20 protein-coding genes are annotated in these 21,790 nt (G+C 61.1%); 12 read left to right on the forward strand and 8 right to left on the reverse strand.

Annotated features, from left to right (window positions below; genetic code table 11):
- Both CO667_RS28685 and CO667_RS35520 read right to left on the reverse strand, forming a co-directional pair.
- A partial coding sequence (locus CO667_RS28685) for an oxidoreductase (RefSeq protein ID WP_097621633.1) occupies positions 1–608 on the reverse strand: 608 nt, incomplete at its 3' end.
- Between the two features lie 714 nt (positions 609–1,322).
- The gene (locus CO667_RS35520) at positions 1,323–1,511 is read right to left on the reverse strand and encodes a hypothetical protein (protein ID WP_179874238.1); all 189 of its coding nucleotides are present in this window, start codon (positions 1,509–1,511) and stop codon (positions 1,323–1,325) included.
- A gap of 419 nt (positions 1,512–1,930) precedes the next feature.
- On the opposite strand from CO667_RS35520, the gene CO667_RS28690 reads away from it, so the two are divergent.
- The 8 genes from CO667_RS28690 to CO667_RS28730 all read left to right on the forward strand — a co-directional run bounded on the left by CO667_RS28690 (position 1,931) and on the right by CO667_RS28730 (position 14,253).
- Entirely contained in the window at positions 1,931–2,647 is a 717-nt protein-coding gene (locus CO667_RS28690; RefSeq protein ID WP_245433327.1) for a DUF3991 and toprim domain-containing protein, read from the forward strand.
- A 177-nt stretch (positions 2,648–2,824) separates the two neighbouring features.
- Positions 2,825–3,430, forward strand: coding sequence for a DUF1419 domain-containing protein (locus CO667_RS28695; protein WP_097621634.1), 606 nt, complete (start codon positions 2,825–2,827; stop codon positions 3,428–3,430).
- A gap of 89 nt (positions 3,431–3,519) precedes the next feature.
- Positions 3,520–8,610: a DEAD/DEAH box helicase family protein gene (locus CO667_RS28700; RefSeq protein WP_097621635.1), complete on the forward strand. Its 5,091-nt coding sequence runs from the start codon at positions 3,520–3,522 to the stop codon at positions 8,608–8,610.
- A gap of 540 nt (positions 8,611–9,150) precedes the next feature.
- The gene (locus tag CO667_RS28710; RefSeq protein WP_097621636.1) at positions 9,151–10,908 is read left to right on the forward strand and encodes a ParB/RepB/Spo0J family partition protein; all 1,758 of its coding nucleotides are present in this window, start codon (positions 9,151–9,153) and stop codon (positions 10,906–10,908) included.
- The gene (locus tag CO667_RS28715; RefSeq protein WP_097621637.1) at positions 10,905–11,795 is read left to right on the forward strand and encodes a hypothetical protein; all 891 of its coding nucleotides are present in this window, start codon (positions 10,905–10,907) and stop codon (positions 11,793–11,795) included. Before CO667_RS28710 ends, CO667_RS28715 begins: the two co-directional genes overlap by 4 nt.
- Positions 11,792–12,091 (forward strand): hypothetical protein, encoded by a 300-nt coding sequence (locus CO667_RS28720; protein WP_097621638.1) that lies wholly within the window; start codon positions 11,792–11,794, stop codon positions 12,089–12,091. Before CO667_RS28715 ends, CO667_RS28720 begins: the two co-directional genes overlap by 4 nt.
- Before the next feature lie 372 nt (positions 12,092–12,463).
- The gene (locus CO667_RS28725) at positions 12,464–13,051 is read left to right on the forward strand and encodes a hypothetical protein (protein ID WP_097621639.1); all 588 of its coding nucleotides are present in this window, start codon (positions 12,464–12,466) and stop codon (positions 13,049–13,051) included.
- Between the two features lie 278 nt (positions 13,052–13,329).
- Positions 13,330–14,253 carry a zincin-like metallopeptidase domain-containing protein gene (locus CO667_RS28730; protein WP_097621640.1) on the forward strand — a complete coding sequence of 308 codons (924 nt, stop codon included), beginning with the start codon at positions 13,330–13,332 and terminating at the stop codon, positions 14,251–14,253.
- Between the two features lie 3 nt (positions 14,254–14,256).
- Here the strand turns inward: CO667_RS28730 and CO667_RS35525 are convergent, their stop codons facing one another.
- Positions 14,257–14,430, reverse strand: coding sequence for a hypothetical protein (locus tag CO667_RS35525; RefSeq protein WP_179874240.1), 174 nt, complete (start codon positions 14,428–14,430; stop codon positions 14,257–14,259).
- Positions 14,431–14,925: 495 nt separating this feature from the next.
- On the opposite strand from CO667_RS35525, the gene CO667_RS28735 reads away from it, so the two are divergent.
- The 3 genes from CO667_RS28735 to CO667_RS35535 all read left to right on the forward strand — a co-directional run bounded on the left by CO667_RS28735 (position 14,926) and on the right by CO667_RS35535 (position 16,162).
- Positions 14,926–15,234 carry a DUF736 domain-containing protein gene (locus CO667_RS28735; protein ID WP_097621641.1) on the forward strand — a complete coding sequence of 103 codons (309 nt, stop codon included), beginning with the start codon at positions 14,926–14,928 and terminating at the stop codon, positions 15,232–15,234.
- Between the two features lie 319 nt (positions 15,235–15,553).
- Entirely contained in the window at positions 15,554–15,724 is a 171-nt protein-coding gene (locus tag CO667_RS35530) for a hypothetical protein (RefSeq protein ID WP_179874241.1), read from the forward strand.
- 264 nt (positions 15,725–15,988) lie between these two features.
- Positions 15,989–16,162: a hypothetical protein gene (locus tag CO667_RS35535; protein ID WP_179874242.1), complete on the forward strand. Its 174-nt coding sequence runs from the start codon at positions 15,989–15,991 to the stop codon at positions 16,160–16,162.
- Positions 16,163–16,221: 59 nt separating this feature from the next.
- On the opposite strand, the gene CO667_RS28740 is transcribed toward CO667_RS35535, so the two are convergent.
- Complete coding sequence (locus tag CO667_RS28740; RefSeq protein WP_348627817.1) at positions 16,222–16,530, reverse strand: WGR domain-containing protein; 309 nt, start codon at positions 16,528–16,530, stop codon at positions 16,222–16,224.
- Positions 16,531–16,686: 156 nt separating this feature from the next.
- Positions 16,687–17,475, reverse strand: coding sequence for a hypothetical protein (locus tag CO667_RS28745; protein WP_143540756.1), 789 nt, complete (start codon positions 17,473–17,475; stop codon positions 16,687–16,689).
- 160 nt (positions 17,476–17,635) lie between these two features.
- Here CO667_RS28745 and CO667_RS28750 point away from each other — a divergent pair, with 160 nt between their 5' ends.
- Entirely contained in the window at positions 17,636–19,162 is a 1,527-nt protein-coding gene (locus tag CO667_RS28750; protein WP_097621643.1) for a hypothetical protein, read from the forward strand.
- On the opposite strand, the gene CO667_RS28755 is transcribed toward CO667_RS28750, so the two are convergent.
- The 3 genes from CO667_RS28755 to CO667_RS28765 are packed head-to-tail and all read right to left on the reverse strand — an operon-like array spanning position 19,159 to position 21,786.
- Positions 19,159–19,572: a thermonuclease family protein gene (locus tag CO667_RS28755; protein ID WP_245433329.1), complete on the reverse strand. Its 414-nt coding sequence runs from the start codon at positions 19,570–19,572 to the stop codon at positions 19,159–19,161. The genes CO667_RS28750 and CO667_RS28755 overlap by 4 nt on opposite strands.
- A 50-nt stretch (positions 19,573–19,622) precedes the next feature.
- The gene (traG, locus tag CO667_RS28760; protein ID WP_097621645.1) at positions 19,623–21,584 is read right to left on the reverse strand and encodes a Ti-type conjugative transfer system protein TraG; all 1,962 of its coding nucleotides are present in this window, start codon (positions 21,582–21,584) and stop codon (positions 19,623–19,625) included.
- The gene (locus tag CO667_RS28765) at positions 21,571–21,786 is read right to left on the reverse strand and encodes a type IV conjugative transfer system coupling protein TraD (protein ID WP_097621646.1); all 216 of its coding nucleotides are present in this window, start codon (positions 21,784–21,786) and stop codon (positions 21,571–21,573) included. Before CO667_RS28765 ends, traG begins: the two co-directional genes overlap by 14 nt.
- Positions 21,787–21,790 lie beyond the last annotated feature (4 nt).

Below are 21,790 nucleotides of genomic sequence, written 5' to 3' on the forward strand. Positions count from 1 at the left end.
CAGGCACGCCCCGCGTCATACTCCTTCATCTTGGAATCCGGTTCCAGCGAGCTGTGGTCGAAACTGCCTTGGACGGTGCCCGGCTCGATCAACGAAACGCGGACGTTGAAGCCGCGGATTTCGTGGTCGAGCGACTCCGAATAGCCTTCGAGTGCGTACTTGCTCGCTGCGTAATGCGCCGAGTACGGTGCCGGCACGAACCCCAGCGCCGAACTGAGGTTGACGATGCGCCCCTCTCCCCGACGACGCATTGAAGGCAGCACGGCGTTGGTCATCCGCATGACACCGAACAGGTTAACGTCGAACAAGCTCTGAACCTGAGCGACGGAGGACTCTTCGGCCCCACCAAACATACCTAGGCCGGCGTTGTTGACGAGAACGTCGATACGTCCGGTATTTGAGAGCACCGTCGAAACGAGCGAAGCCACAGAGGCTTCGTTGGTCACGTCACAAGCCAGCATCGAGAATTGGCCCGAGCTCTCGCTACTCGGCTTGCGGCTCGTGCCGAAGACTGTGAAGCCGGCTCGTGCCAAGGCTGCGGCACTCGCAAGACCGATGCCGGACGAGGCTCCCGTTACCAGAGCGGTCTTTTTGGAATTTGAGGTCATCGCTGTCTCCGAACCCCTGAGATTTTACCAGTGGTGCATCATTGCAGTACGATCACTTATACACATTACAATCGTAATACAATGGCGCAGATTGCAAGGAGTGGCGATGCGTTACAAAAACGGCGGAAGGACAGCTCCGAATGCGGCATTGTGGAGATTGCAGCGCAGGAGTTCCCAGCCGATAGCATCGCTGTCGCGGGACTCGTCGGCGTCACGAGCGACGCTGGCCTGACGAATGGGCTTCTATCCCCAATTCAAGCCGAAGGTGGCGCTGATCGAAGAGCGTCGGGACGACGATGAACGTATAATCGACTCAGTTGGACGAACGCTATCAGCAGATGGAATTGAAGTGGTCATCACCGCCCACCTGTCACCTCAGCACCCAACTGGATGTGCTTCACCCCACAGTTCCATAATAGAACTTACGCAATATTTTTTAAGTATCTGACATATAACGATAAAATGTGCTTATCTTTTATCGGGCTGTCGGTGCCTGACGCGCCGAGCGACGCGCTGAATCTGCGATTGATGGTCGTCGATCGAGCGCCAGCATCGAGCAGTTCGGAAACACTCCAATCCCGCTTCTTGTGATGGCGTCCTGGACCAGGCCCGGTTCTCCGTCGATCAACCCTCAAGGGGTCGGCTAGCAAGCTGCCGCCGCTCCGTCTTCGCCTCCGCGGTGATCGCGACCGTACCTGTTCCTTTGAGGAGCCATCAGCGGGAATTGGCCCGCTTCCGATGGAGCACCTCAACATGGCACACGATCTTTCCCTCGCACGGTCCCACGCCTTCCACCTCTGCAACGATCTGATGGTCCCCATCACTCTCTTCAAGTCCGGCGACGAATTCGGCGTTCTTCCGTCCGACGAACTCGATGACGAAGACGATCTTGAGATCGTCCACGAATATCTCCCCCGCGGGTCTCATTGAGACCCGCCTGTGGCTGCCGCTGGCGACCTGTCGGCCGCAAGGGAAGCTTCGCCGCAGCATATTGCTGCAACTTTTGTCAGTTGCATGCAGCGCCCTTGCACCCTTCGCTCTTCGCGGCGGGTGGAAGGTGGCCCGCAAAATGCGGGAAGCAAGAAGGGACAGCCGCTGCGCGGCAGGAGAAGAAAATGAACCGAGAAGAATTAGAGGCGCTGCGCGCGAAGGTGAGTTGCGAAGCCGTTCTTGAACGGGCCGGATACCAACTCGATGTGAAGAAAAGCACGCGACGTGCCATCAAATACCGACAGGGCGGCAATATCATCATCGTCACGCATGAGGGACGAGGCTGGTTCGATCCGCTCGGCGATGAAAAGGGCGACGTCTTCGCTCTGGTCATGTTTCTGGATAGGAGCCCTTTCCCGCCCGCGGCGGAAGCCGTCGCATCGCTAATCGGTTTTCGACTTTCCCGGCCGGAATGGAAAAGCCAGCGGACGTCAGCGCCAGTGGAAGACATTGTCCAACGCTGGCGGTACCGGCGCACGCCTTCGCCCGGGACCAGCGCCTGGCGCTATCTGTGTTGGGAGCGCTCAATCCCGTCTGTCATTGCCCGGCAGGCCATCCGGGAGGGTCTTCTTCGGGAAGGACCTTTTGGCAGCATGTGGGCGGCGCATCTCGACAGCAACAGTCGGGTCGTCGGCTGGGAAGAACGAGGACCCGAATGGCGCGGGTTTTCGACCGGGGGCTCGAAGGTTCTTTTCCGTTTGGGACAGGGCGATGCCTCTCGTCTCTGCGTCACCGAGGCGGCGATCGATGCAATGAGCCTCGCAGCGCTCGAAGGCTTGCGGGCAGGAACTCTTTATCTCAGTACAGGCGGCGGGTGGTCTCCGGCGACCGATGCGGCAATCTCCGAACTTGCTGTACGGCCGGGCCTGACACTGGTCGCCGCAACGGATGCGAACTCACAGGGTGACGTCTATGCAGGGAGATTGCGTGCGCTCGCCGAAGCGTCCGGGTGCGACTGGCAGAGGCTACGGCCTTCGGCGGACGACTGGAACGAGGTTCTGAAAGTCAAGGAAAAGGAGAGACGGGAGAGGAAATGGAGAAGAAGTTGAGGCCTGCCGCATGCGCGCCGGCCGCATCAAGGGAGGCTTCGCCCGGCATGCGCCGGCCCTTGACCCGGCCGGACACGAGGCCGGCAACGAAGGAGGGGTCATGAAGGACTGAAGAGAATGGTGAGGTCGAGACGACATCGCTGCCTTCGGTCCCCAAACCCCGAAAGGACCAGGCTGATGACCTCGATATCCCTCCCCCGCAAAGTGTTTCAAGGTGTAGCCAAACGCGCCGACATGTTCCGAATGTTCGACCGGCACGCCGAGCGCCCAGATCGTTCAGATGGTGATCAGTCTGCCACCTATGCCGGCGAATGGTTCGAGATCGACGAGACCTCCTACTCCTACATGCTCGACATCCTGCCGCCGCTGTGGATGCGGGGGCCGATCTTTGCGATGCGCGAGTTCATGACCGGCTCCGTGACCTCGGTCTTCTACGCGATCCGGGTCGATGACGCCGTCCGCTATTTTCACACCTACTGCGACCTCTCCGATCCGAATTCGGTAGAGGCGATGCGTTCCTCGATCCTCGACCGCGAAACCCGGCCGGTTCGGGCGATGAGCCGCGAAGAACGGCTCGAGCATATCTGGAGCACTACTGCGGTCGACTATCGCGGATACGCGGGCGACCGCTGGCCGAAGCCCATGCAGGGCCATCGCACGATCATCCTCTATGGAGGGAAGGAAGGGACGTTCCTCAAACTCCTTGACACGCTGAGCGACGACGAGATCGCCGCCAAGCTGCCGGTGCATCTGCGCCATCTCCCTTCACCCCTGGCCGCTTAAGCCAGACCAATCCCCGCAATTGGGCAATGCAGCCGGTCGAGGTCTCGACCGGACGGTTGCGCACGCCCTCGTTTCAAAGGAGCTTTCCCATGAGTAATGACCCCTTTACCTTCGACATGTTCGGCAGCTCGGCCATGTCCTCCGGCCTGGGGCTCGGTGTTACCGCGTTTGGCGGTTTCTCACCTGATGCTGCCAATGATGACGACCCGGAGCCCACTCCGCCCGCGCCCGCGTCCGCCCTGCCGCCCGTTGCCACGCCTGTCCGCCGGGCAGGAATTCGGTCAAACTTCTATCTTGATGGTGATCGAAATCTTGGTGCGTCCTGGAAGGATCGCGCTCGCGCCAACGTCGCGGCGATCCTCGTTGCTGAAGGCATTGCCAAGCAGGACCGGCCAGCAACGCCCAAGGAGCAGGCGCAGTTGGTCCGGTTCACCGGCTTCGGCTCCGGCGAGCTCGCCAACGGCATGTTCCGTCGGCCGGGCGAGGTTGATTTTTGGCAGGGCTGGGACGATCTCGGCTCATCGCTCGAGACTGCCGTCTCCGAAGCCGACTACGCGTCGCTCGCCCGCTGCACCCAGTATGCTCATTTCACGCCCGAGTTCATCATCCGGGCGATCTGGGCCGGTATTGGGAGACTCGGTTGGCGCGGCGGCCGCGTCCTGGAGCCGGGAATCGGCACGGGCCTCTTTCCTGCCCTGATGCCGCAGCCCTACCGCGATGCCACCTATGTCACCGGGATCGAGCTCGATCCAGTCACCGCCCGTATCGTCGGTCTCCTTCAGCCGAAGGCCCGGATCATCAACGGCGACTTCGCCCGCACCGATCTGGCGGCGATCTACGATCTCGCCATCGGCAATCCGCCCTTCTCTGACCGCACTGTCCGCTCGGACCGCGCCTATCGGGCGCTCGGTTTCCGGCTGCACGACTACTTCATCGCCCGGTCGATCGATCTCCTGAAGCCCGGCGCGCTTGCCGCCTTCGTCACTTCACACGGGACGATGGACAAGGCCGATATGACGGCGCGTGAGCATATTGCCAAATCCGCCGATCTAGTCGCCGCGATCCGCCTGCCCGAGGGCAGCTTCCGCCGCGACGCCGGCACGGATGTCGTCGTCGACATCCTCTTCTTCCGCAAGCGCAAACTCGGCGAGCCGGAGGGCGATCAGCTGTGGCTCGATGTCGATCAGGTCCGGCCCGCCACCGATGATGAAGGGGCCGTCCGCGTGAACCGGTGGTTCGCCCGATACCCCGACTTTGTGCTCGGTACCCACGCGCTGACCTCCGGACCGTTCGGCGAGACCTATACGTGCCGCCCCCGCAATGGCGAGGATCTGGAAGCAGCCCTCGCCGCTGCCATCGATCTCCTGCCGGCCGATCTCTATGACGGTGAGCCGACGCCCATCGATATCGACCTGGAGGACGAGTTGGGCGAGATCGTCGATCTGCAGCCGAAGGGCGGGCCCGTTCGCGAGGGCAGCTTCTTCCTCGACCGCTCGAAGGGCCTGATGCAGATGCTGGACGGCACGGCCGTCCCCGTTATGGTCCGCAAGGGCCGCTCGAGCGACGGCATCTCGGAAAAGCACGTCCGGATCATCAGCAAACTCATCCCGATCCGCGAAGCCGTGCGCGAGGTATTGAAGGCTCAGGAGAGCGACCGGCCCTGGCGCGATCTTCAGGTGCGGCTGCGCATCGCCTGGTCGAGCTTCGTCCGCGATTTCGGGCCGGTCAACCACACCACTGTCTCGATCCAGGAGGATGCGGAAACCGGCGAGGTCAAGGAAACCCATCGCCAGCCGAACCTTGCCCCTTTTCGCGACGATCCCGATTGCTGGCTGGTCGCTTCGATCGAGGATTACGATCTGGAGACTGACACGGCAAAACCTGGTCCGATCTTTGCCGAGCGCGTGATTGCGCCGCCCGCAGCGCCGACCATCACATCTCCCGCCGATGCGCTCGCCGTTGTGCTGAATGAACGCGGGCATGTCGATATCGACCATGTCGCCGAGCTGCTGCACAGCGATCGAGTGGCGGTGATCGACGAGCTGGGCGACGCCGTCTTCCGCGATCCGACAGATGGGTCCTGGAAAACGGCAGACGGATATCTCTCCGGCGCTGTCCGCACCAAGCTCGCTGCCGCGCAGGCTGCCGCCGAACTTGATCCGACCTATGAGCGCAATGTCCGCGCCCTGACCGATGTTCAGCCGGCCGATCTTCGCCCCTCCGACATCACCGCGCGTCTCGGCGCGCCATGGATCCCGGCTTCCGATGTCGTCGCCTTCGTGAAGGAGAAGATGGAGGCGGACATCCGCATCCACCATATGCCCGAACTTGGGTCATGGACGGTAGAGGCGCGTCAGCTGGGCTACAGCGCCGCTGGCACATCCGAATGGGGCACCAGTCGCCGCCACGCCGGCGATCTGCTCGCCGATGCGCTGAACAGCCGGGTCCCGCAGATTTTTGATGTGTTCAAGGATGCCGATGGCGAGCGTCGGGTCTTGAACGTCGTCGATACCGAAGCCGCCCGTGATAAGCTGCAGAGGATCAAGCAGTCTTTCCAGGATTGGGTCTGGACCGATCCCGACCGCACTGATCGGTTGGCGCGGGACTATAATGACCGCTTCAACAATATCGCGCCGCGCAAATTCGACGGCTCCCATCTCAAACTCCCCGGCGCCTCTGGCGCCTTTGTTCTGTATGGGCACCAGAAACGCGGGATCTGGCGGATCATCGCCGATGGCTCGACCTATCTCGCCCATGCCGTCGGCGCCGGCAAGACGATGACCATGGCCGCTGCCATCATGGAACAGCGCCGGCTTGGCCTGATCGCCAAGGCGATGCTGGTCGTGCCGGGCCATTGCCTGGCGCAGGCCGCCCGCGAATTTCTGGCCCTCTATCCGAATGCCCGTATTCTCGTCGCCGACGAAACCAATTTCACCAAGGACAAGCGCGCCCGGTTCCTGTCACGCGCGGCGACGGCAACCTGGGACGCGATCATCATCACGCATTCGGCCTTCCGGTTTATCGCCGTCCCAACTGCCTTCGAGCAGGAGATGATCCAGGACGAGCTGCAGCTTTACGAAGACTTGCTGACCAAGGTCGATAGCGAGGACCGCGTCTCACGCAAGCGGCTCGAGCGGCTGAAAGAAGGATTGCGGGAACGGCTTGAAGGCCTCGCCACCCGCAAGGACGATCTGCTGACGATCTCGGAAATCGGCGTCGATCAGATCGTTGTCGACGAGGCGCAGGAGTTCCGAAAGCTCTCCTTCGCCACCAATATGTCTACGCTGAAGGGCATCGACCCGAACGGTTCGCAGCGCGCCTGGGATCTCTACGTCAAATCTCGCTACATCGAAACGCGGAACCCCGGCCGGGCACTGGTTCTGGCATCCGGCACGCCGATCACCAACACGCTCGGAGAAATGTTCTCCATCCAGCGGCTGCTCGGCCAAGAGGCACTTGCCGAGCGCGGGCTGCACGAGTTCGATGCCTGGGCATCCTGCTTCGGCGATACGACGACCGAACTCGAAATCCAGCCATCCGGCAAGTACAAGCCGGTCAGCCGCTTCGCCTCCTTCGTCAACGTCCCCGAACTCATCGCCATGTTCCGCTCCTTCGCCGATGTGGTCATGTCGGACGATCTCCGGCAATATGTGAAAGTCCCGAACATCTCGACTGGCCGACGTCAGATCCTGACGGCCAAGCCGACGGCTTTGTTCAAGAGCTACCAGCAGACACTCGATGGCCGGATAAAGGCGATCGAACAGCGCGAGGGCCCAGCCAAGCCCGGTGACGACATCCTGCTCTCGGTCATCACTGATGGCCGCCATGCGGCGATCGACCTGCGCTTCGTCATGCCGGCTGCCGAGAACGAGGCGGACAACAAGCTCAATCTGCTCGTCCGCAATGCCCACCGGATCTGGAAGGAAACCAGCAAAGCGATCTATCGCCGCCCCGACGGCAAGGAGTTTGATCTCCCGGGCGCCGCCCAGATGATCTTTTCGGATCTCGGCACGATCAATGTCGAGAAGTCCCGCGGTTTCTCGGCGTATCGCTTCATCCGCGACGAGCTGATCCGGCTCGGTGTTCCGGCCGCGCAGATCGCCTTCATGCAGGATTACAAAAAGACCGATGCCAAGCAGAGGTTGTTCGGCGACGTCCGCGCCGGCAAAGTGCGGTTCCTGATCGGGAGTTCCGAAACCATGGGCACTGGCGTCAATGCTCAGTTGAGACTCAAGGCGCTCCATCACCTCGATGTGCCATGGCTGCCATCGCAGATCGAACAGCGTGAGGGCCGGATCGTGCGGCAGGGCAATCAGCATGATGAGGTCGATATCTTCGCCTATGCCACGGAGGGCTCGCTCGACGCCTCGATGTGGCAGAACAACGAGCGCAAGGCCCGGTTCATCGCCGCAGCACTTTCGGGCGACACCTCGATCCGGCGGCTCGAAGACGTTGGTGAAGGCGCTGCCAACCAGTTCGCTATGGCAAAGGCCATCGCATCGGGCGACGAGCGGCTGATGCAGAAGGCGGGACTGGAGGCCGATATTGCTCGGCTTGATCGCCTCAGGGCTGCCCATGAGGATGATCAATATGCCGTTCGCCGGCAGATGCGCGACGCTGAACGCGAGATCGAGGTCTCGATTCGGCGCATTGGCGAAATCGGCGTGGACATCTCCCGCCTACAGCCGACCACCGGTGATGCCTTCACCATGACGGTGCTCGGGCAGGTTCACACCGAGCGCAAAGAGGCCGGTCGCGCGCTGATGAAGGAGATCCTCACACTTCTACAGCTTCAGCAGGAGGGGGAGGTTCATCTGGCGACGATCGGCGGCTTCGATCTCCTCTATGAGGGCGAGCGGTTCGGCAAGGGCGACGGCTATCGCTACGAAACACTGCTTCAGCGTACCGGCGCCGACTGCGAGATCGATCTGGCGATCACGGTCACGCCGCTCGGTGCCATCTCGCGACTTGAGCATGGCCTTGATGGCTTCGAAGAGGAGCTGCGTCAGTATCGTCGGCGTCTCGAAGAGGCCGAGCGCCGCTTGAGTTCGTACCAGTCGCGCATCGGCGGTGCATTCCAGTTTGGCGATGAGCTCGGCGCTAAAAGGAAGCAACTTCGCGACGTCGAGGAGCAACTGGCGACCTCCGCTATCGCCGATGCAGAACCGATTGCTGCATGAGAACGAAAGCCTGGCCCGACGGCCCGGGCTCCGGTCCCGTCGCTGCAATGATGAGGTCGAGACTTGTAATTTCTCGACCTAATCCATATCTGAAAATCACTTCCCGTTCAGATGATGTCCTGCCGCCGCTATCGCTGTGGTTTTCGACGTGGTCCGGGATCAGCAAAAGGGCGCTCCCCTCACGGGTCGAGCGCCCTTTTGCGTTTTCGTTTCCTGGTAAGGTCCTGCGTGCCATTCGCGCCGCAGCATTCGCCGCCCCGCCTTTCAACATAGAAACGGAGGAGAAGGAGGAGGAAAAGGAAAAGAACCGATCGCTGATCGGTCCTCCTGCCGACGCGGTTGCTCAACCGCCACCTGTGCCATCCCGGCCACTCGTCCTTCGCAGGGCTGTGAGCCCCGCTTGTCCTTCGCAGCAGGGATGCTCGGTCGCAGTTGCGTCAGTCCGGCCGATCGGCGGTCCGGGAGATGTCTTCGAGAAAAATGAAGACAGGAAGGGCTGGCAGGGCGCCGGTCCGGAATTCTCCCGAAAGGAATGACACCATGCAGATTGTGAAGGTTGACCCCCGCGCGCTGAAGGAAAATCCCGACCGGATGCGCCAGTCGAAGTCTTCGCCGCAAGCCGATGCGCTGATGCTGGCCACGATCAAGGCCGTCGGCATCGTCCAGCCACCTGTGGTCGCGCCGGAACCGGATGGTGGCAATGGCTACATCATCGACGCCGGCCACCGCCGGGTCCGACTTGCCATTGCTGCCGGCCTTGAAGAAATCGACATCCTTGTCGTGGATGCGGCTAACGACAACGGCGCGATGCGCTCGATGGTCGAAAACAGCGTCCGCGAACCGCTCAATCCTGTCGATCAGTGGCGCGGCATCGAACGTCTCGTGGCTCTTGGCTGGACCGAGGAAGCGATTGCGGTCGCGCTTGCCCTCCCGGTCCGCCAGATCCGCAAGCTGCGCCTCCTTGCGAATGTCCTGCCGGCCATGCTCGAGCAGATGGCGCTCGGCGACATGCCAAACGAGCAGCAGCTGCGGGTGATTGCGGCCGCCGGCAAGGTCGACCAGAAGGAAGTCTGGAAGGCGCATAAACCGAAGAAGGGGGACACTGCGCCTTGGTGGCAGATCGCCAATGCCCTGACCAAAAAGCGCATGTACGCCAAGGATGCAAGCTTTGGCGACGATCTGGCTCAGGCCTATGGCATCGAGTGGGTGGAGGATCTCTTTGCACCGGCTGACCAGGATGGTCGCTACACCACCAATGTCGAGGGCTTCATGGGTGCCCAGCACGAATGGATGACGAGCAACCTGCCGAAACGCGGCGCGATCGTTGAGATCAACAGCTGGGGCCAACCGGAACTGCCGAAGAAGGCAAGCCAGGTTTACGGCAAGCCGTCAAAGTCCGACCACACAGCGATCTATCTCGATCGCGACGGCAAGGTGCAGACGGTGCATTACCGGATGCCAGAGGCGGCAAAGCCCAAGGGGATTGCTGGCGACGAACCGGTCACTGGCGGCGATGACGCCGATACGATCGTCACGTCGAAGGCCCGGCCGGATGTGACCCAGAAGGGCCATGATATGATCGGTGATTTCCGCACTGACGCCCTGCACGACGCCCTCGGCCGCGCGCCGATCGAGGATGACATGTTGATGGCGCTGCTGGTGCTGGCCTTCGCCGGCCAGAATGTCCGCGTCGAGTCCGGTGCGGACGGGACCTTCTATGGTGGGAAACGCTTCTCGCGGCATGTCGTGGGCTTGTTCGATAAGCATGGCAAGCTCGCCTTCGATCAGGATACGCTCCGGGTCGCCGTCCGCTCCGTGCTGATCGACGTTCTCTCGTGCCGCCGCGGAATGTCGAACAGCGGCATGATCTCGCGCATCGCCGGCGATGCGATCGGCGCCGACGAATTCCTTCCGAACATGGGTTCGGAGGATTTTCTCTTGTGCTTGTCGCGCCAGGCGCTGGAAGCGTCTTGCACTGAGGCGTCGATCCAGCCGCGGCAGAAGGTGCGCGAAACCCGTGCAGCACTCATCGAGCACTTTGCAACTCAGCACTTCGTCCATCCCGCCGGCCGCTTCGCCCCGCCGGCCGACGAGCTGCTCGACTGGATCCGCGCAGGTGCTGCCACGGACGTCATCGGCTCGGCCGGGCATGAAGATGACGACGGTGATGGTGCGAGCGTCGATGAAGAACAGGATGGGCCGGCCGATGAAGATGCAGAACAGGTCGACCTGCAGGGCGTCAACGTCGACGCCGACGACGAGCATGATCAGGATTTTGATCAGAGGGCTGCCGCATGATCGCCGTCCTCCACTCGCACATGAAAGCGCCCACCCCCGATGTTTCGGGGGTGGAGTTTGCCACCAGTGCGGACGGCCTGCCCGTCGCCCGCATCGATGACCTGGTCCTTGCCATGGTCACATCACCCAGCGGCTTCGCGTTCCTTGCGAGCGCAGTCTTTGTCCGCAGGCCGCTGGCAGATCTGACGCGCGCCGACTTCATCGGGCATGATGGACGGGTGGCTGACGAAGCCGAATTCCGGGCGCGCGTCGCCGAGACCGCGGCGCATAAACGCGATCTGGCCAAGCTAAACCGCGTACAGACCCGGATGTCGGCCAGTACGCCCTGGGGCGGATCGCAGATGGCGGTCATCTATGCCGAGGGCGTCGTCGCCCATAGCACGGCCGGCCACGGTGGCTTTCACCTCTCTTCCGACCGTAATGCAAGGGTTCATCTCCTGCTGCGGAAAGAGACGCCCTGGTATGAGGAAGATTGTGAGTGGGCAATCGTGGCGATCAGCTTTCCGGAGCTGTTCACCGGCTACGAGCGCTCTTTGGCCGAAAGGACCGTCCGCAATACATGGCCGGATGCCTGGGAAGTGATCCAAGGCTGCGTGCTGGCCGAGGGTGAAAGCTGGGCGAAGGATCGCCGGGCGTTCGATAAGCGCCATGCGGCCGACTTCGTCGTCACTTCCGCGATCTTCTCCAATCAACACGCAGGTATGACCGAGGTCGTGGCGGTCGTCGGCGGTGACCGACGATCTGGCGATGAACGCCGCTTTCTGGTGCCAAGCGACGAGTATGCCGGCCGCGGCCGGTTTGGCTTCGTCATCGATCCGTCCCGTCATGTTGAATATCACGGGCCATCCTCCTTCATTGGCTGGCGAAGCCGAGGGAGCGGGTTATGATCAACACCTTCGCTTTGGGGCCTCTGGCTAAGGCAGTCAGTGCACGGCGCGAGACCCAGCGGCATCTCGATTGTCTGAGCCGGCAGATTACGGCGCGCGCTGGACGGCAGGCGATAACAGTGAAGGTGCGGAGCCGGGCGCGTCGCCGAAGCGGTCCACGGCACTACCATCGGGAGCTTGTCGAGCGGCTTGTCTTCGAAAGGTGGGGCGAACTCGACGGACTCATCAGCAGGCTGGCGGCGCAAGAGCAAGTCATCGACGAACTCGAGCATTGCGATCACCCTCTCGCGCAATAGTCACCAGGACGGTCGGTCCGGACTCAGTGTGGAGGCAGGCCAGTCTGGCGAACATGGCGATGTCGTCCCTTTACGGTTTGCTCGTGTTGTCGGCTCCGTGCCGGACTGCCCTTCTTCTCGCTGCGGTCTGAACCGGCGGCCGGTCGTTTCAAGGCCGCTGTCGCGCCGCGGAGCGGCCGATCCAGCCTCTCTGCGCCAGGGCAGGCTCGCGGTCTGCTCAGGTCGAGACCTGCTGGCCCGCAAACCTGTCCTGCTGGTTCAGCCGGATCGGACCTGTGAAGCCGCCCGTCCTTTGCCGGTTCTGGTCGTCCGCATCGAAGGGCAGACCGGCACGGGGCCGGAACCGCTTCGGAAGCCACGGAAGGAACAGACATGGCCAAGCCCTCAACCCCCAACCGCTCCTATCCCCGGTCGTCGCAATCCCGCCGCGGCACCACCCTCGAAATGGTCCGCCTCTCCTGCCCCGACGCCACGCAGGCGCAGAAGATCGCCGAAAGCTTCGGCACGGCCATCGTCGACAGCGATGGCATCCGCAGCCTCCACGAGCGGCTGATCGTCGAGACCGCTGAAAGCCTCTCCGAAGGCCTTGGCGAAAAGGCCATGCAGATCCACCTCCAGCGCATCGTCGGAGCCTTCGTCGGGTCCGCGCATGGCGCCGGACAGTTCTACTCCCGCGCCGTCACCGAGGCGCGCGACGCAACCGCCAAGGCATCCAATGATCTCCGCGACGAGGATCTCGACGGTCCGGTCGGCTATGACAGCGCCGCCCAACGCAAGCGGGAGTTTGCGGCCGACATGGGTGTCCAGTCCCACGCGCTGCGCATGGCGGCCGAAGGGGCTGTAGCCGCCTACGAACAGGTTGTCTGCGAGACCTGGAAGCCATTCGACCGGCCGGTCGAGAACCCGGGCGCATCGCTCGACCGCAAGGCGGCCGAAGCACAGATGGCCGCTCTCGGATGACACCATCGGCGGGGCAACGCCCCGCCCTCATTCTTTCCCCCAGAGGCCGGCGCCTGCAGTGCTGGCCTTTTCTTGTGTCGAAAATGAAGGCTGAAGACGTGCCTGTCCCGGCCCGTCCCGCTCGGCGGTCCTGCAGGAGCCGGGCGCCCATGCAACGGCTATGCCGTCCTCCACGCTGTTGCGGCCGTTCCGGTGCATGGCCACACCATCGGCCCCTGACTTCGGACTTCCGTGACGGACCGCGATAGGCGCGGTCTCTGAAGAAGGAGAAAGAAGTCATGGCCAGGAAAGCGGAATCTGAGCGTATCGACATCTACACGCGGATCACAGATCGGATCGTCGAGGATCTGGAGTCGGGCGTGCGTCCCTGGATGAAGCCATGGAACGGCGCCAATGCCAATGGGCGGATCACCCGGCCGGTGCGACACAACGGCCTCCCCTATTCCGGCATGAACGTGCTCCTCCTGTGGTCGGAGCAGATGTCACGGGGTTTTTCCGTCTCGATGTGGATGACCTTCAAGCAGGCCCTGGAACTGGGCGGGTCCGTGCGGAAAGGCGAAACAGGCTCGACGGTCGTTTTCGCCAGCCGCTTCACCAAGTCGGTGGCTGACGGGAGCGGCAACGATGTCGATCGGGAAATCCCGTTCCTGAAGGCATACTCGGTGTTCAATATCGAGCAGATCGATGGTTTGCCCGACACCTATTATGCCCCGCCGGTAAAGGTGCGGGATCCCATCGAGCGAATTGAAAGCGCTGATCGCTTCTTCCGCAATACCGGCGCGGTGATCAGGCACGGCGGCAACCAGGCCTACTACTCGCCGGTTATGGACTATATCCAGATGCCGCCCTTCGAGGCGTTTCGCGACGCTTCCGCATACGCGGCCGTCCTCAGCCATGAGGCCACGCACTGGACCGCGGCTGAACATCGGGTCGGACGTGATCTATCTCGATATGCCAAGGACCGGACGGATCGCGCCCGCGAAGAACTCATCGCGGAACTCGGCAGTTGCTTCCTTTGCGCCGATCTTGGCATCGCGCCGGAGCTCGAGCCACGGCCGGATCACGCATCCTACCTGCAGTCGTGGCTATCGGTCCTTGCCAACGACAAGCGGGCCATCTTCCAGGCGGCGGCCCATGCGCAGCGGGCGGTGAGCTTCCTGCATTCCTTGCAGCCGGAAGCGGAGTTGAAGGCTGCAGCCTGACACTCAGGCGCGGTCGGCACCACCGGTGGCGGTCGCGTGATCCATGTCGCGCTGGTCTTGAAGACCTTGTGCAATATCAGCATCCAGCCTTCCCCAGATCGACGGTTTTGCAGCGTCGGGTTTTGGTTTGCGGGATGGTTTGCGCTCAATGATGAACGGCTTGGTCTGCTGACGCATTGTTCCTCCAGGCTGCGATTCGCGTGTGCACGATATCGCACGGCGCATAGCGGGCAAGTCGGCCAATGTTTACAGGGTAGCGTTTCCCCAACTGAAGCATGCGGCGACGGCGGTGCGAGTGCGGCGATGGAACGGATGCCATTCGTGCCCAGGGCAAATGCGGCGGAATGCCATTGCCATATCCCTTCACGTCAGAGTTTCCGGCAACCCATCTGCGGGCTCGATGAGGCATGTCTGACCGGAGACCGGCTGCGCCTCGATCGTCTTCCCGCAACGACAAGGCACAGATTTCTTACCCCGGAAGGCTTCGCCTTCCTCCTCTCCCACTAACAAATCTGCGACTTGTCGCCCTCCATTTCATTGCGGCCCAATCGCCACCCCACCGCGCAAGCGCGATGGGGACCCCGGCTGGGTGCGGTCCGATCGTCCCCGGTCTTTGCGACTGCCATCGAGGCCGCGATGGGCGCGGCCCGAACACAGAAAAGGAATACGACAATGGCTACCATCGGCACCTTCACCTCCACCGAGAACGGCTTCACCGGCTCCATTCGCACGCTCGCCCTCAACGTCAAGGCACGCATCGCCCGGGTCGAGAACCCCTCCGACAACGGCCCGCAGTTCCGCGTCTATGCCGGAAGCGTTGAGCTCGGCGCCGCCTGGCAGAAGACCTCCGAGCAGGGCCGCGACTACCTCTCGGTCAAGCTCGACGATCCGAGCTTCCCGGCTCCGATCTACGCAACGCTCGCCGAAGTAGAAGGCGAGGATGGCCTCCAGCTCATCTGGTCCCGCCCGAACCGCGACTGATCAGGATCACAGGGCTCCGCCACCGGCGGGGCCTTCTCCTCTCCGGAGAACCAAAGCCGGACCCGGCATCGAGCCAGGTCCGGCTTTTTTTGTGGCATACGGAGAGGTGGGAAGCTGCTCAGAATGCACGATGGTGCCAAGCGGCAATGCCGGCCTCAAGGATGAGCGGTTCCTCCAATTTGCTCCACCCGCCTGAAAGGCGGCTTCCGCAAATCGGCTCCCCCACTCCCCGGCTCTGCCGGTCGCATACGCGGTCCTTGACCCCGCCATCACCTCTCGGACCCGCCGGTCATCTTTCACAAACGTCAAGGAGACGAAGATGACCTACGAACTCGAAATCCAGATCGAAGAACTGCGGGTCGAGCTGCGCAACGCTGTCGATGACGCCGAGCGTCGCCAGATCCAGGCCGAGCTTGAAATGGCTCAGGCAGAGCTGATTGTCGCGGACGCCGAGCTGGACGGCCTTGCAGAAGTCGAACCGCCTTGCTGAGGCGGTTTCCATCGTCCGCGGTCTTCGAAGTCGAGCTGCCGCAATTCTCCTGTCGATCCCATTTCATCGACATTGGGAATGATGCGGATCGTGCGTCCTGCCGCAACCTGATGCCTGCAGAATTTTCCCCGCCTTCGGCTCCTCGCGGCCCAAAATTCAGCCGTCCCCAGGTCCTCCGCTGCGCTCCGGCCGTTACCGGTGCGGCACTCCTTTCCGATCCGCATTTCATCCCCGCGACGAAACGCAATCGACAGGAGAAATCATATGCAACAGCTCGCTAAATTCTTGACAGCAACCGGCCGTCGGCTTGGCACCCTCGCAAAGGTCATCGGTCACCTTTTTCGCAAGGGCAAGCTCGGTCTGAAGGTCGCGATCAAGATCCCGTTTTTTATCGAGATCGAGATCAGCTACGAAGTCGACGACAAGCGACCCGAGTAAGGCGCCATCAGGGCCGCTTCGGCGGCCCATAATCTCTACCGTCCACGGTCAAATATACGCTAGTTGGCTACTTTGAGACCTTGGGCGCTGGGACGATAGCCCTTGGCTCGCTTTTGACGGGTGAGGGTGAGGAACAGGTTGACCGCATCTTCTTCCCGCTCGAAATGATGGTTCATGCACTGCCCCCGTCGACCGATCCGCCCCCATGAGCGGATCAGGCAGGCTTCCCCGAACAGTGTGCCGGTGATCTCCATCGCGTAGTAGCGAGCCATGTTTTTCGTGGCATCGGTGCGTTCGACATAGAGATGATAGGGCTGAGCGATCATGCCCGTAGAATCTGAAAATTCGCGATCGACGTCCAACGACACTTATGAATCGGTGAATGCGTATCGATTCATTTCAGTGAAGTTTTTCCGGGCGAGACGTCTTCGTCGTGCGGCTCTAGTCGCGGGGCGACCGGAGCCCGCACGCGGTCTCCGCCCCTCCGGGTGACGATCCTCTCGCAAGCTTCCAGTCGCACGGCATCATGTTTCCTTTGGCTTCAGTCGATGCGTCATGCCCGATAAAATCGACGACCAACAATCAATCCCATTACAGTGCAGGCTCACCTGTGACATGGAAGCTCTGAGCTCGCGCGCTGCGGGACGTGATGAGAGAAATTCCGTCACGAATGCCTGCATCGATGCTGCCTTTGCTGTGGGGGGTAGAAAGGCAAGAAGAAAACTGAAGCTCCTCAGATGAACTGCCCTGACGATCTTCATGCCAGCGGGTGTTTCGTATCCGACGAACCCGACACGATTGATGGCAGGCCTCACAGTCATCGGCACTCCGTCGTGCGCTTCTTCCTCAGTTAGGTGGCTTGGATATGTCATCTCCAGGAAGAGCTTGACGCTCCGCCCGATCGACTGGTTTTTCCCCATTATGTAGGGCAGGAGCGGCTGAAAAAGCGCCGCATCGGAACTGCTCATACGCGCTGAGTTGTACGACATCTTCAGAAGCCATCGCTTCAACAAGTGGTAGTCGTATTCCAGTTTCACCTCCTCGCCGCGCTCGCGGATCAAACTGAATTCACGATCAAACACCCGGCAGATGTAGTTATCTAGGCTCGACAGCTCTCCGTTGTTGCAGGTCGCACAAACATCGCGAATGGTTGGCTCGTTGGATAATGCCTTGCCCAAACGCGCTATCCAGAATTTTTGCTCTCCCCCATCAAGAAGAGCAGCCACCCGTCGATGCAGGCTCGCCGGCCAAAGGTGTTCCCTGGTTCGCTTTGCATCCGTCGGTCCGCAGAATGCACATTCCCATTCGCTCACTGTTCCCCCCAAATATTGGACTGCGCACGACGTAGTCTGCCTATCGGGCGCGTTGCATCAACCGCTAGAAATATGCTCATCATATCTGTCTAGTTGCAAAGCGTCTGCTGCTCTCACCCTGGAGCGAGTCGCATTGCATCGTTTCGCACAGGTTCAATAAATGAAGTCGAAGACACTGACCGGCGAAAATGCCGTAAAGCTGATTGAAAGCCAACTTGCTCAGCATGCCGGCGGCGTGTTGGAAGCGTTGGCGAGGTTCGAGCCTCACGCGACCGTCAGATCCTGGTTCGAAACAATCAGGGCGATTGAGGAGCTCATTAATCTGCCCGGAGAAATGGATGATGAGGTACTTGCTTCAGCGCTGTTCGGTCTAAATCTTGAACCTCACAAGTTCGGTCCACGTAGGCTAAAATTCGTTCTTCACTACCTCGGCTATTATTATGGAGCCGCATTCGAGCAACGGCAGACGTTGCTCCTACTGCAGCTTTCGCGGATGCAGAACAGCTTCGCGATGGCGGGACACATCCCCGCTGCGATTGGCCTGTCGTCGGTAGCGCACGCAGTCGGTTACCTACAGTCCCGGCGTCGTCACTTGATGAGCTTGCTCTACATAATTCCCCAGGCATGCAGGGGGACGGTCCGCATGCCCCATCCCGATGCGCTAGCCTGGATGCTGCCACAGGCCGAGATCAGCGGGACGACGATCACCGGGCTCTTGCAGCAACGGGCGATGAGCGAGCTTCATGATGACTTCAAGCTCTACGTCGAGCCGCACGGGTTCACCGCTTCCCACCATTATCATAGCCTCGACGACATGTCCCTTGAGGCCGAACGAGTGCCTATCATCGACCTAGCCTCCGACGCCGCGCCCGTAGAATATGAGCCTGTCCCGTCGGATCGCGTTTTCAGTGCCGCTGAGTTGCGCAACGACATCGCATTGATGGAGGCAGCCTTCGCTGAGTTCAAACTTGAGGATACCGCTTTCGCCGGCCTGGCGAGCGTGGTTCGCGACCTCTCCTGGCAAGTTGAGGACGATTTCTGGGTAACGATATCACCGCAAGATCTGGATGCACTCGCGGACAAGCATCGTGTCTCGCATCCACATAGACGTCTGCTGACAGCATCGAGCCCAACATTCGTTTCTGCGCTCAACTGCTATGCTGCTTTCGTTCCCTTCGAGGGGGCACTGCGCAGCTCCGTCACGTCGCTAAGCCGGTTCCTCTACAATTTCAAAAATGTCTGCCTCTACAGCAAACGCCGATTTCAGATCCGTTCCGGCTTTATCTTCGAAGAGCGCATCAAGGAAGAGCTTGCGAAGCAGGGGTTCGTGGTCCATCCGATCAAACGGATCGACCGAAAAGAGTTTGACGTTGTCGCAACTCGCGACGGCATCGTTTTCAATATCCAGTGCAAGAACAATCTGGTAGATCCGTCGTGGATCGATCTCGACCCCGCACGCTTCATCCGCACAAACCGGACGTTGGAACGCTACTATGAGCGGGCGATCATCAAAGAACGCTTGCGAGAAGAACTGCTCAAAAATCGCCTTGGCATGGACAGGGTAGAGCCGTTCGTGATCACCCGGTTCCCAATCGTAACGAGTAACCCGCGTATCTCCTCTCTGTCCCGCATTCGCGAGTTTTCCATCAAGGCGGATGCGATATTGAACGCCAATCCCGTCACCTAGCCACACCAACCGCGCCGCGCACCTGTCCACGGCCTTGCCAGCTTCGCAGCGATCAGCATCCCACCGATGGACTGCCCATTCCGGAGAACAATGCGAAGTTTGCGGCCATATCGATCAGCGTCGCGATCGGCTGGTGCCAGCGTGAACGGTCCAGCATTCAAAAGGGCAAACAACATCTGTTTCGCGGCCATGCCACTCCGTCGCTCGGACTCGCATCGCGGCGGGCTGAGTTCGGGCGCATCCACATCCGCTATTCGAATTTTCTGGCGCTTAAACCAGAACGTATCACCGTCGACCACACAGTTTACCCGCCGTCCTTCGCCGCAAATCGTAAAGTCAGCTGACAGGTCGTCTGCATTCGCGGGTGCAACGCAAGTGCCAAAAGCCGTCGCAACTATCGCCAAGAGCATCGCAGTTCTCCCGACGATGCCATAGCGCCGAATGCGCGCTGTTTTTGAGTTCATTGCGGGTCTGCCTCGCGCGGTTCGAGTGACGCATTTGACGATGTGGAAAAGCGATGGAAGCGGTTTTGCCCTACGCAACTTTCCATATCGTTGCGCCGGAACCAGATTGCGCGGCCGCAGCGTAGCGGTGCATTGCCAGCGGTGAACACGATCTGCTCATCCGCCCTCATGCGTAGCACCTCATGGGGCTGGATGAGTGGCCGGGCTGCCAGCTGTTTCGACCGTGTCCGCGACGAGCCGCGTGACTGAAAGTTGCGGCTGACCTGATCGATCTCGACCGTCGTCATGCCACAGCGACGTGAGATGTAGTCTGCCGTTTCCGGATCGTTGATGGCCGCGAAACTGATCCAGCTTGCGCTCTCGAACCACTTGCTGGAAGCATCGCGTCCGCCATAGGTTTCGCGCAGCTGGCCGATCGACTGGTAGATCATCGTCAGCGTGATGCCATACTTGCGCCCGGCGTCACGCGCGGTCTCCAGAATGCGCATGTAGCCGAGCCGGGCGACTTCATCGAGCAGGAACAGCGCTCGTCCCTCCATGGCGCCATTTCGATTATAGATCGCGTTCAGGAATGAGCCGATCACGACACGCGCCAATCCGCTATGGGTCTCCAGCGTCTTCAAGTCGATGTTGATGAACACATCCGTCGTGCCCGATGCGATGTCCTCGGTTCGAAATGTCGAGCCCGAGACGAGCGCCGCATAGTTCTGGTAAGAAAGCCAGTGTGTTTCCTTGATGGCGTTGGCGTAGACGCCGGAGAATGTTTCCGGCGTCATGTTGACGAATGCGGCGACGTTCTCTTTCACGAAGTCCGATTCCGAGTTGTCGTAGATATCCTGCAGGCGCTGTCGGAGCTTCGGCTCGGGCTCCGATAGATTGCTGCGCACCTGGCGCAGCGTCTGCTGTTCCTTCGGCGTATGTCCAGACAGGCAAACGTCGGCTATAATCGCCGTCAGGAGCTGCAGGCCCGAGGCACGGAAGAAGTCGTCGCGCACTCCGTTCGCGCGACCGCTATCGCTCATGATCCATGATGCGACCGAGGCGATATCCTCCTCTTTGGTACCGCCATACTGACCGACCCAGTCGAGGGCGTTGAAGCCGGTCGCGGGCATACGCGGATCGAGGATCCTGACTCGCCGGCCCGCTTCTTCACGATGTTTCGATACCATGGGCGCGACCTCGTTGGAGGGATCGAGCACGATGAGCGATCCGCCCCACTTCAACGCTGTCGGGATCGTCACCGAGGTCGTTTTGTAACCGCCCGATCCGGCGAACACGATGCCATGCGACGAACCGAACGATCCGTCGAAGCAGAGCAGCGGGGACTTGCCGCCGGCGCCCCATGTCTCGCTGTTATCGGCACGGAACGAAACGCCGGCGACAGTGTCGCGATCGACACGATACCGCTCGCCGACCACGATACCGCCCGCGTCCGAGAAGAGCTTCTGCGCTTCGGCAAGTTTCATCCAGTCGGCCTCGCCATACAGGGCACGCTTGCCGATGATGCGTTTTGGCGTTGCCCGGGCGAAGGCGGCGTTGCCGATCATCGCCACGCGCAGTGCGAAGCAGCCGGACATCAGCGCAGCGGCCGCGCCGATCATGGTAGAAGGATCGAGATAGGATAGCGCGGATTTCCCCGAGGGCACCTGGGACGATAGCGCTGCAAGCCGGATGCCTTCGCGGACGCAAGCTGTCAGGATGACGGCCGCGTTTCCAATTGCAGCGCCAGCGCCTGCAGAGCGAATGCTTGCCGACCCCGCCGTTGCAAACAGAAACGTTAAGCCCAGAGCTGCGGCCGTCACGAATGGCGCCGCGACACCTGCCCGTCCCAAGGTGAGCTTTGCCGCCTCGGTCTTTCCAAATCCGGAAAGCCACGTCTCCATCCCTGTCATCGCGAACACGGTGGCTACCATCATGACCGCGGGCAGAATCACGAGAATGATCCTATTCACCTTCATTGCCGAACGCCTCCGCCCCGATCGCTGTCAGTCGGGATCGCTCGCTATCGTCGGACTTCAGCCGCTTTCGCAGGTCGATCAAAGCGCCGAGCAGAAGCGCTCGCTTCTCGAAGCGAAGGCCGGCTTTGACGATCAGGCCGCCAAGCTCGATCTTGTCACGCGTGTCCTTCTTCCTGGCATCGGATGTTGCGTTCCTGCTCATCCTG

Origin of the sequence: Rhizobium sp. L43 (assembly GCF_002531725.1) — a bacterium.
GTDB lineage: Bacteria > Pseudomonadota > Alphaproteobacteria > Rhizobiales > Rhizobiaceae > Rhizobium.

Coding starts and splice junctions, on each gene's coding strand:
- CO667_RS28730 (WP_097621640.1), top strand. CDS start 13,330: ATGGCCAGGAAAGCGGAATCTGAGCGTATCGACATCTACACGCGGATC.
- CO667_RS28690 (WP_245433327.1), top strand. CDS start 1,931: ATGTTTCTGGATAGGAGCCCTTTCCCGCCCGCGGCGGAAGCCGTCGCA.
- CO667_RS28715 (WP_097621637.1), top strand. CDS start 10,905: ATGATCGCCGTCCTCCACTCGCACATGAAAGCGCCCACCCCCGATGTT.
- CO667_RS28725 (WP_097621639.1), top strand. CDS start 12,464: ATGGCCAAGCCCTCAACCCCCAACCGCTCCTATCCCCGGTCGTCGCAA.
- CO667_RS28750 (WP_097621643.1), top strand. CDS start 17,636: ATGAAGTCGAAGACACTGACCGGCGAAAATGCCGTAAAGCTGATTGAA.
- CO667_RS28735 (WP_097621641.1), top strand. CDS start 14,926: ATGGCTACCATCGGCACCTTCACCTCCACCGAGAACGGCTTCACCGGC.
- CO667_RS28755 (WP_245433329.1), bottom strand. CDS start 19,572: ATGCTCTTGGCGATAGTTGCGACGGCTTTTGGCACTTGCGTTGCACCC.
- CO667_RS28710 (WP_097621636.1), top strand. CDS start 9,151: ATGCAGATTGTGAAGGTTGACCCCCGCGCGCTGAAGGAAAATCCCGAC.
- CO667_RS35535 (WP_179874242.1), top strand. CDS start 15,989: ATGCAACAGCTCGCTAAATTCTTGACAGCAACCGGCCGTCGGCTTGGC.
- CO667_RS28695 (WP_097621634.1), top strand. CDS start 2,825: ATGACCTCGATATCCCTCCCCCGCAAAGTGTTTCAAGGTGTAGCCAAA.
- traG (WP_097621645.1), bottom strand. CDS start 21,584: ATGAAGGTGAATAGGATCATTCTCGTGATTCTGCCCGCGGTCATGATG.
- CO667_RS35525 (WP_179874240.1), bottom strand. CDS start 14,430: ATGCGTCAGCAGACCAAGCCGTTCATCATTGAGCGCAAACCATCCCGC.
- CO667_RS35530 (WP_179874241.1), top strand. CDS start 15,554: ATGACCTACGAACTCGAAATCCAGATCGAAGAACTGCGGGTCGAGCTG.
- CO667_RS28720 (WP_097621638.1), top strand. CDS start 11,792: ATGATCAACACCTTCGCTTTGGGGCCTCTGGCTAAGGCAGTCAGTGCA.
- CO667_RS28700 (WP_097621635.1), top strand. CDS start 3,520: ATGAGTAATGACCCCTTTACCTTCGACATGTTCGGCAGCTCGGCCATG.
- CO667_RS28765 (WP_097621646.1), bottom strand. CDS start 21,786: ATGAGCAGGAACGCAACATCCGATGCCAGGAAGAAGGACACGCGTGAC.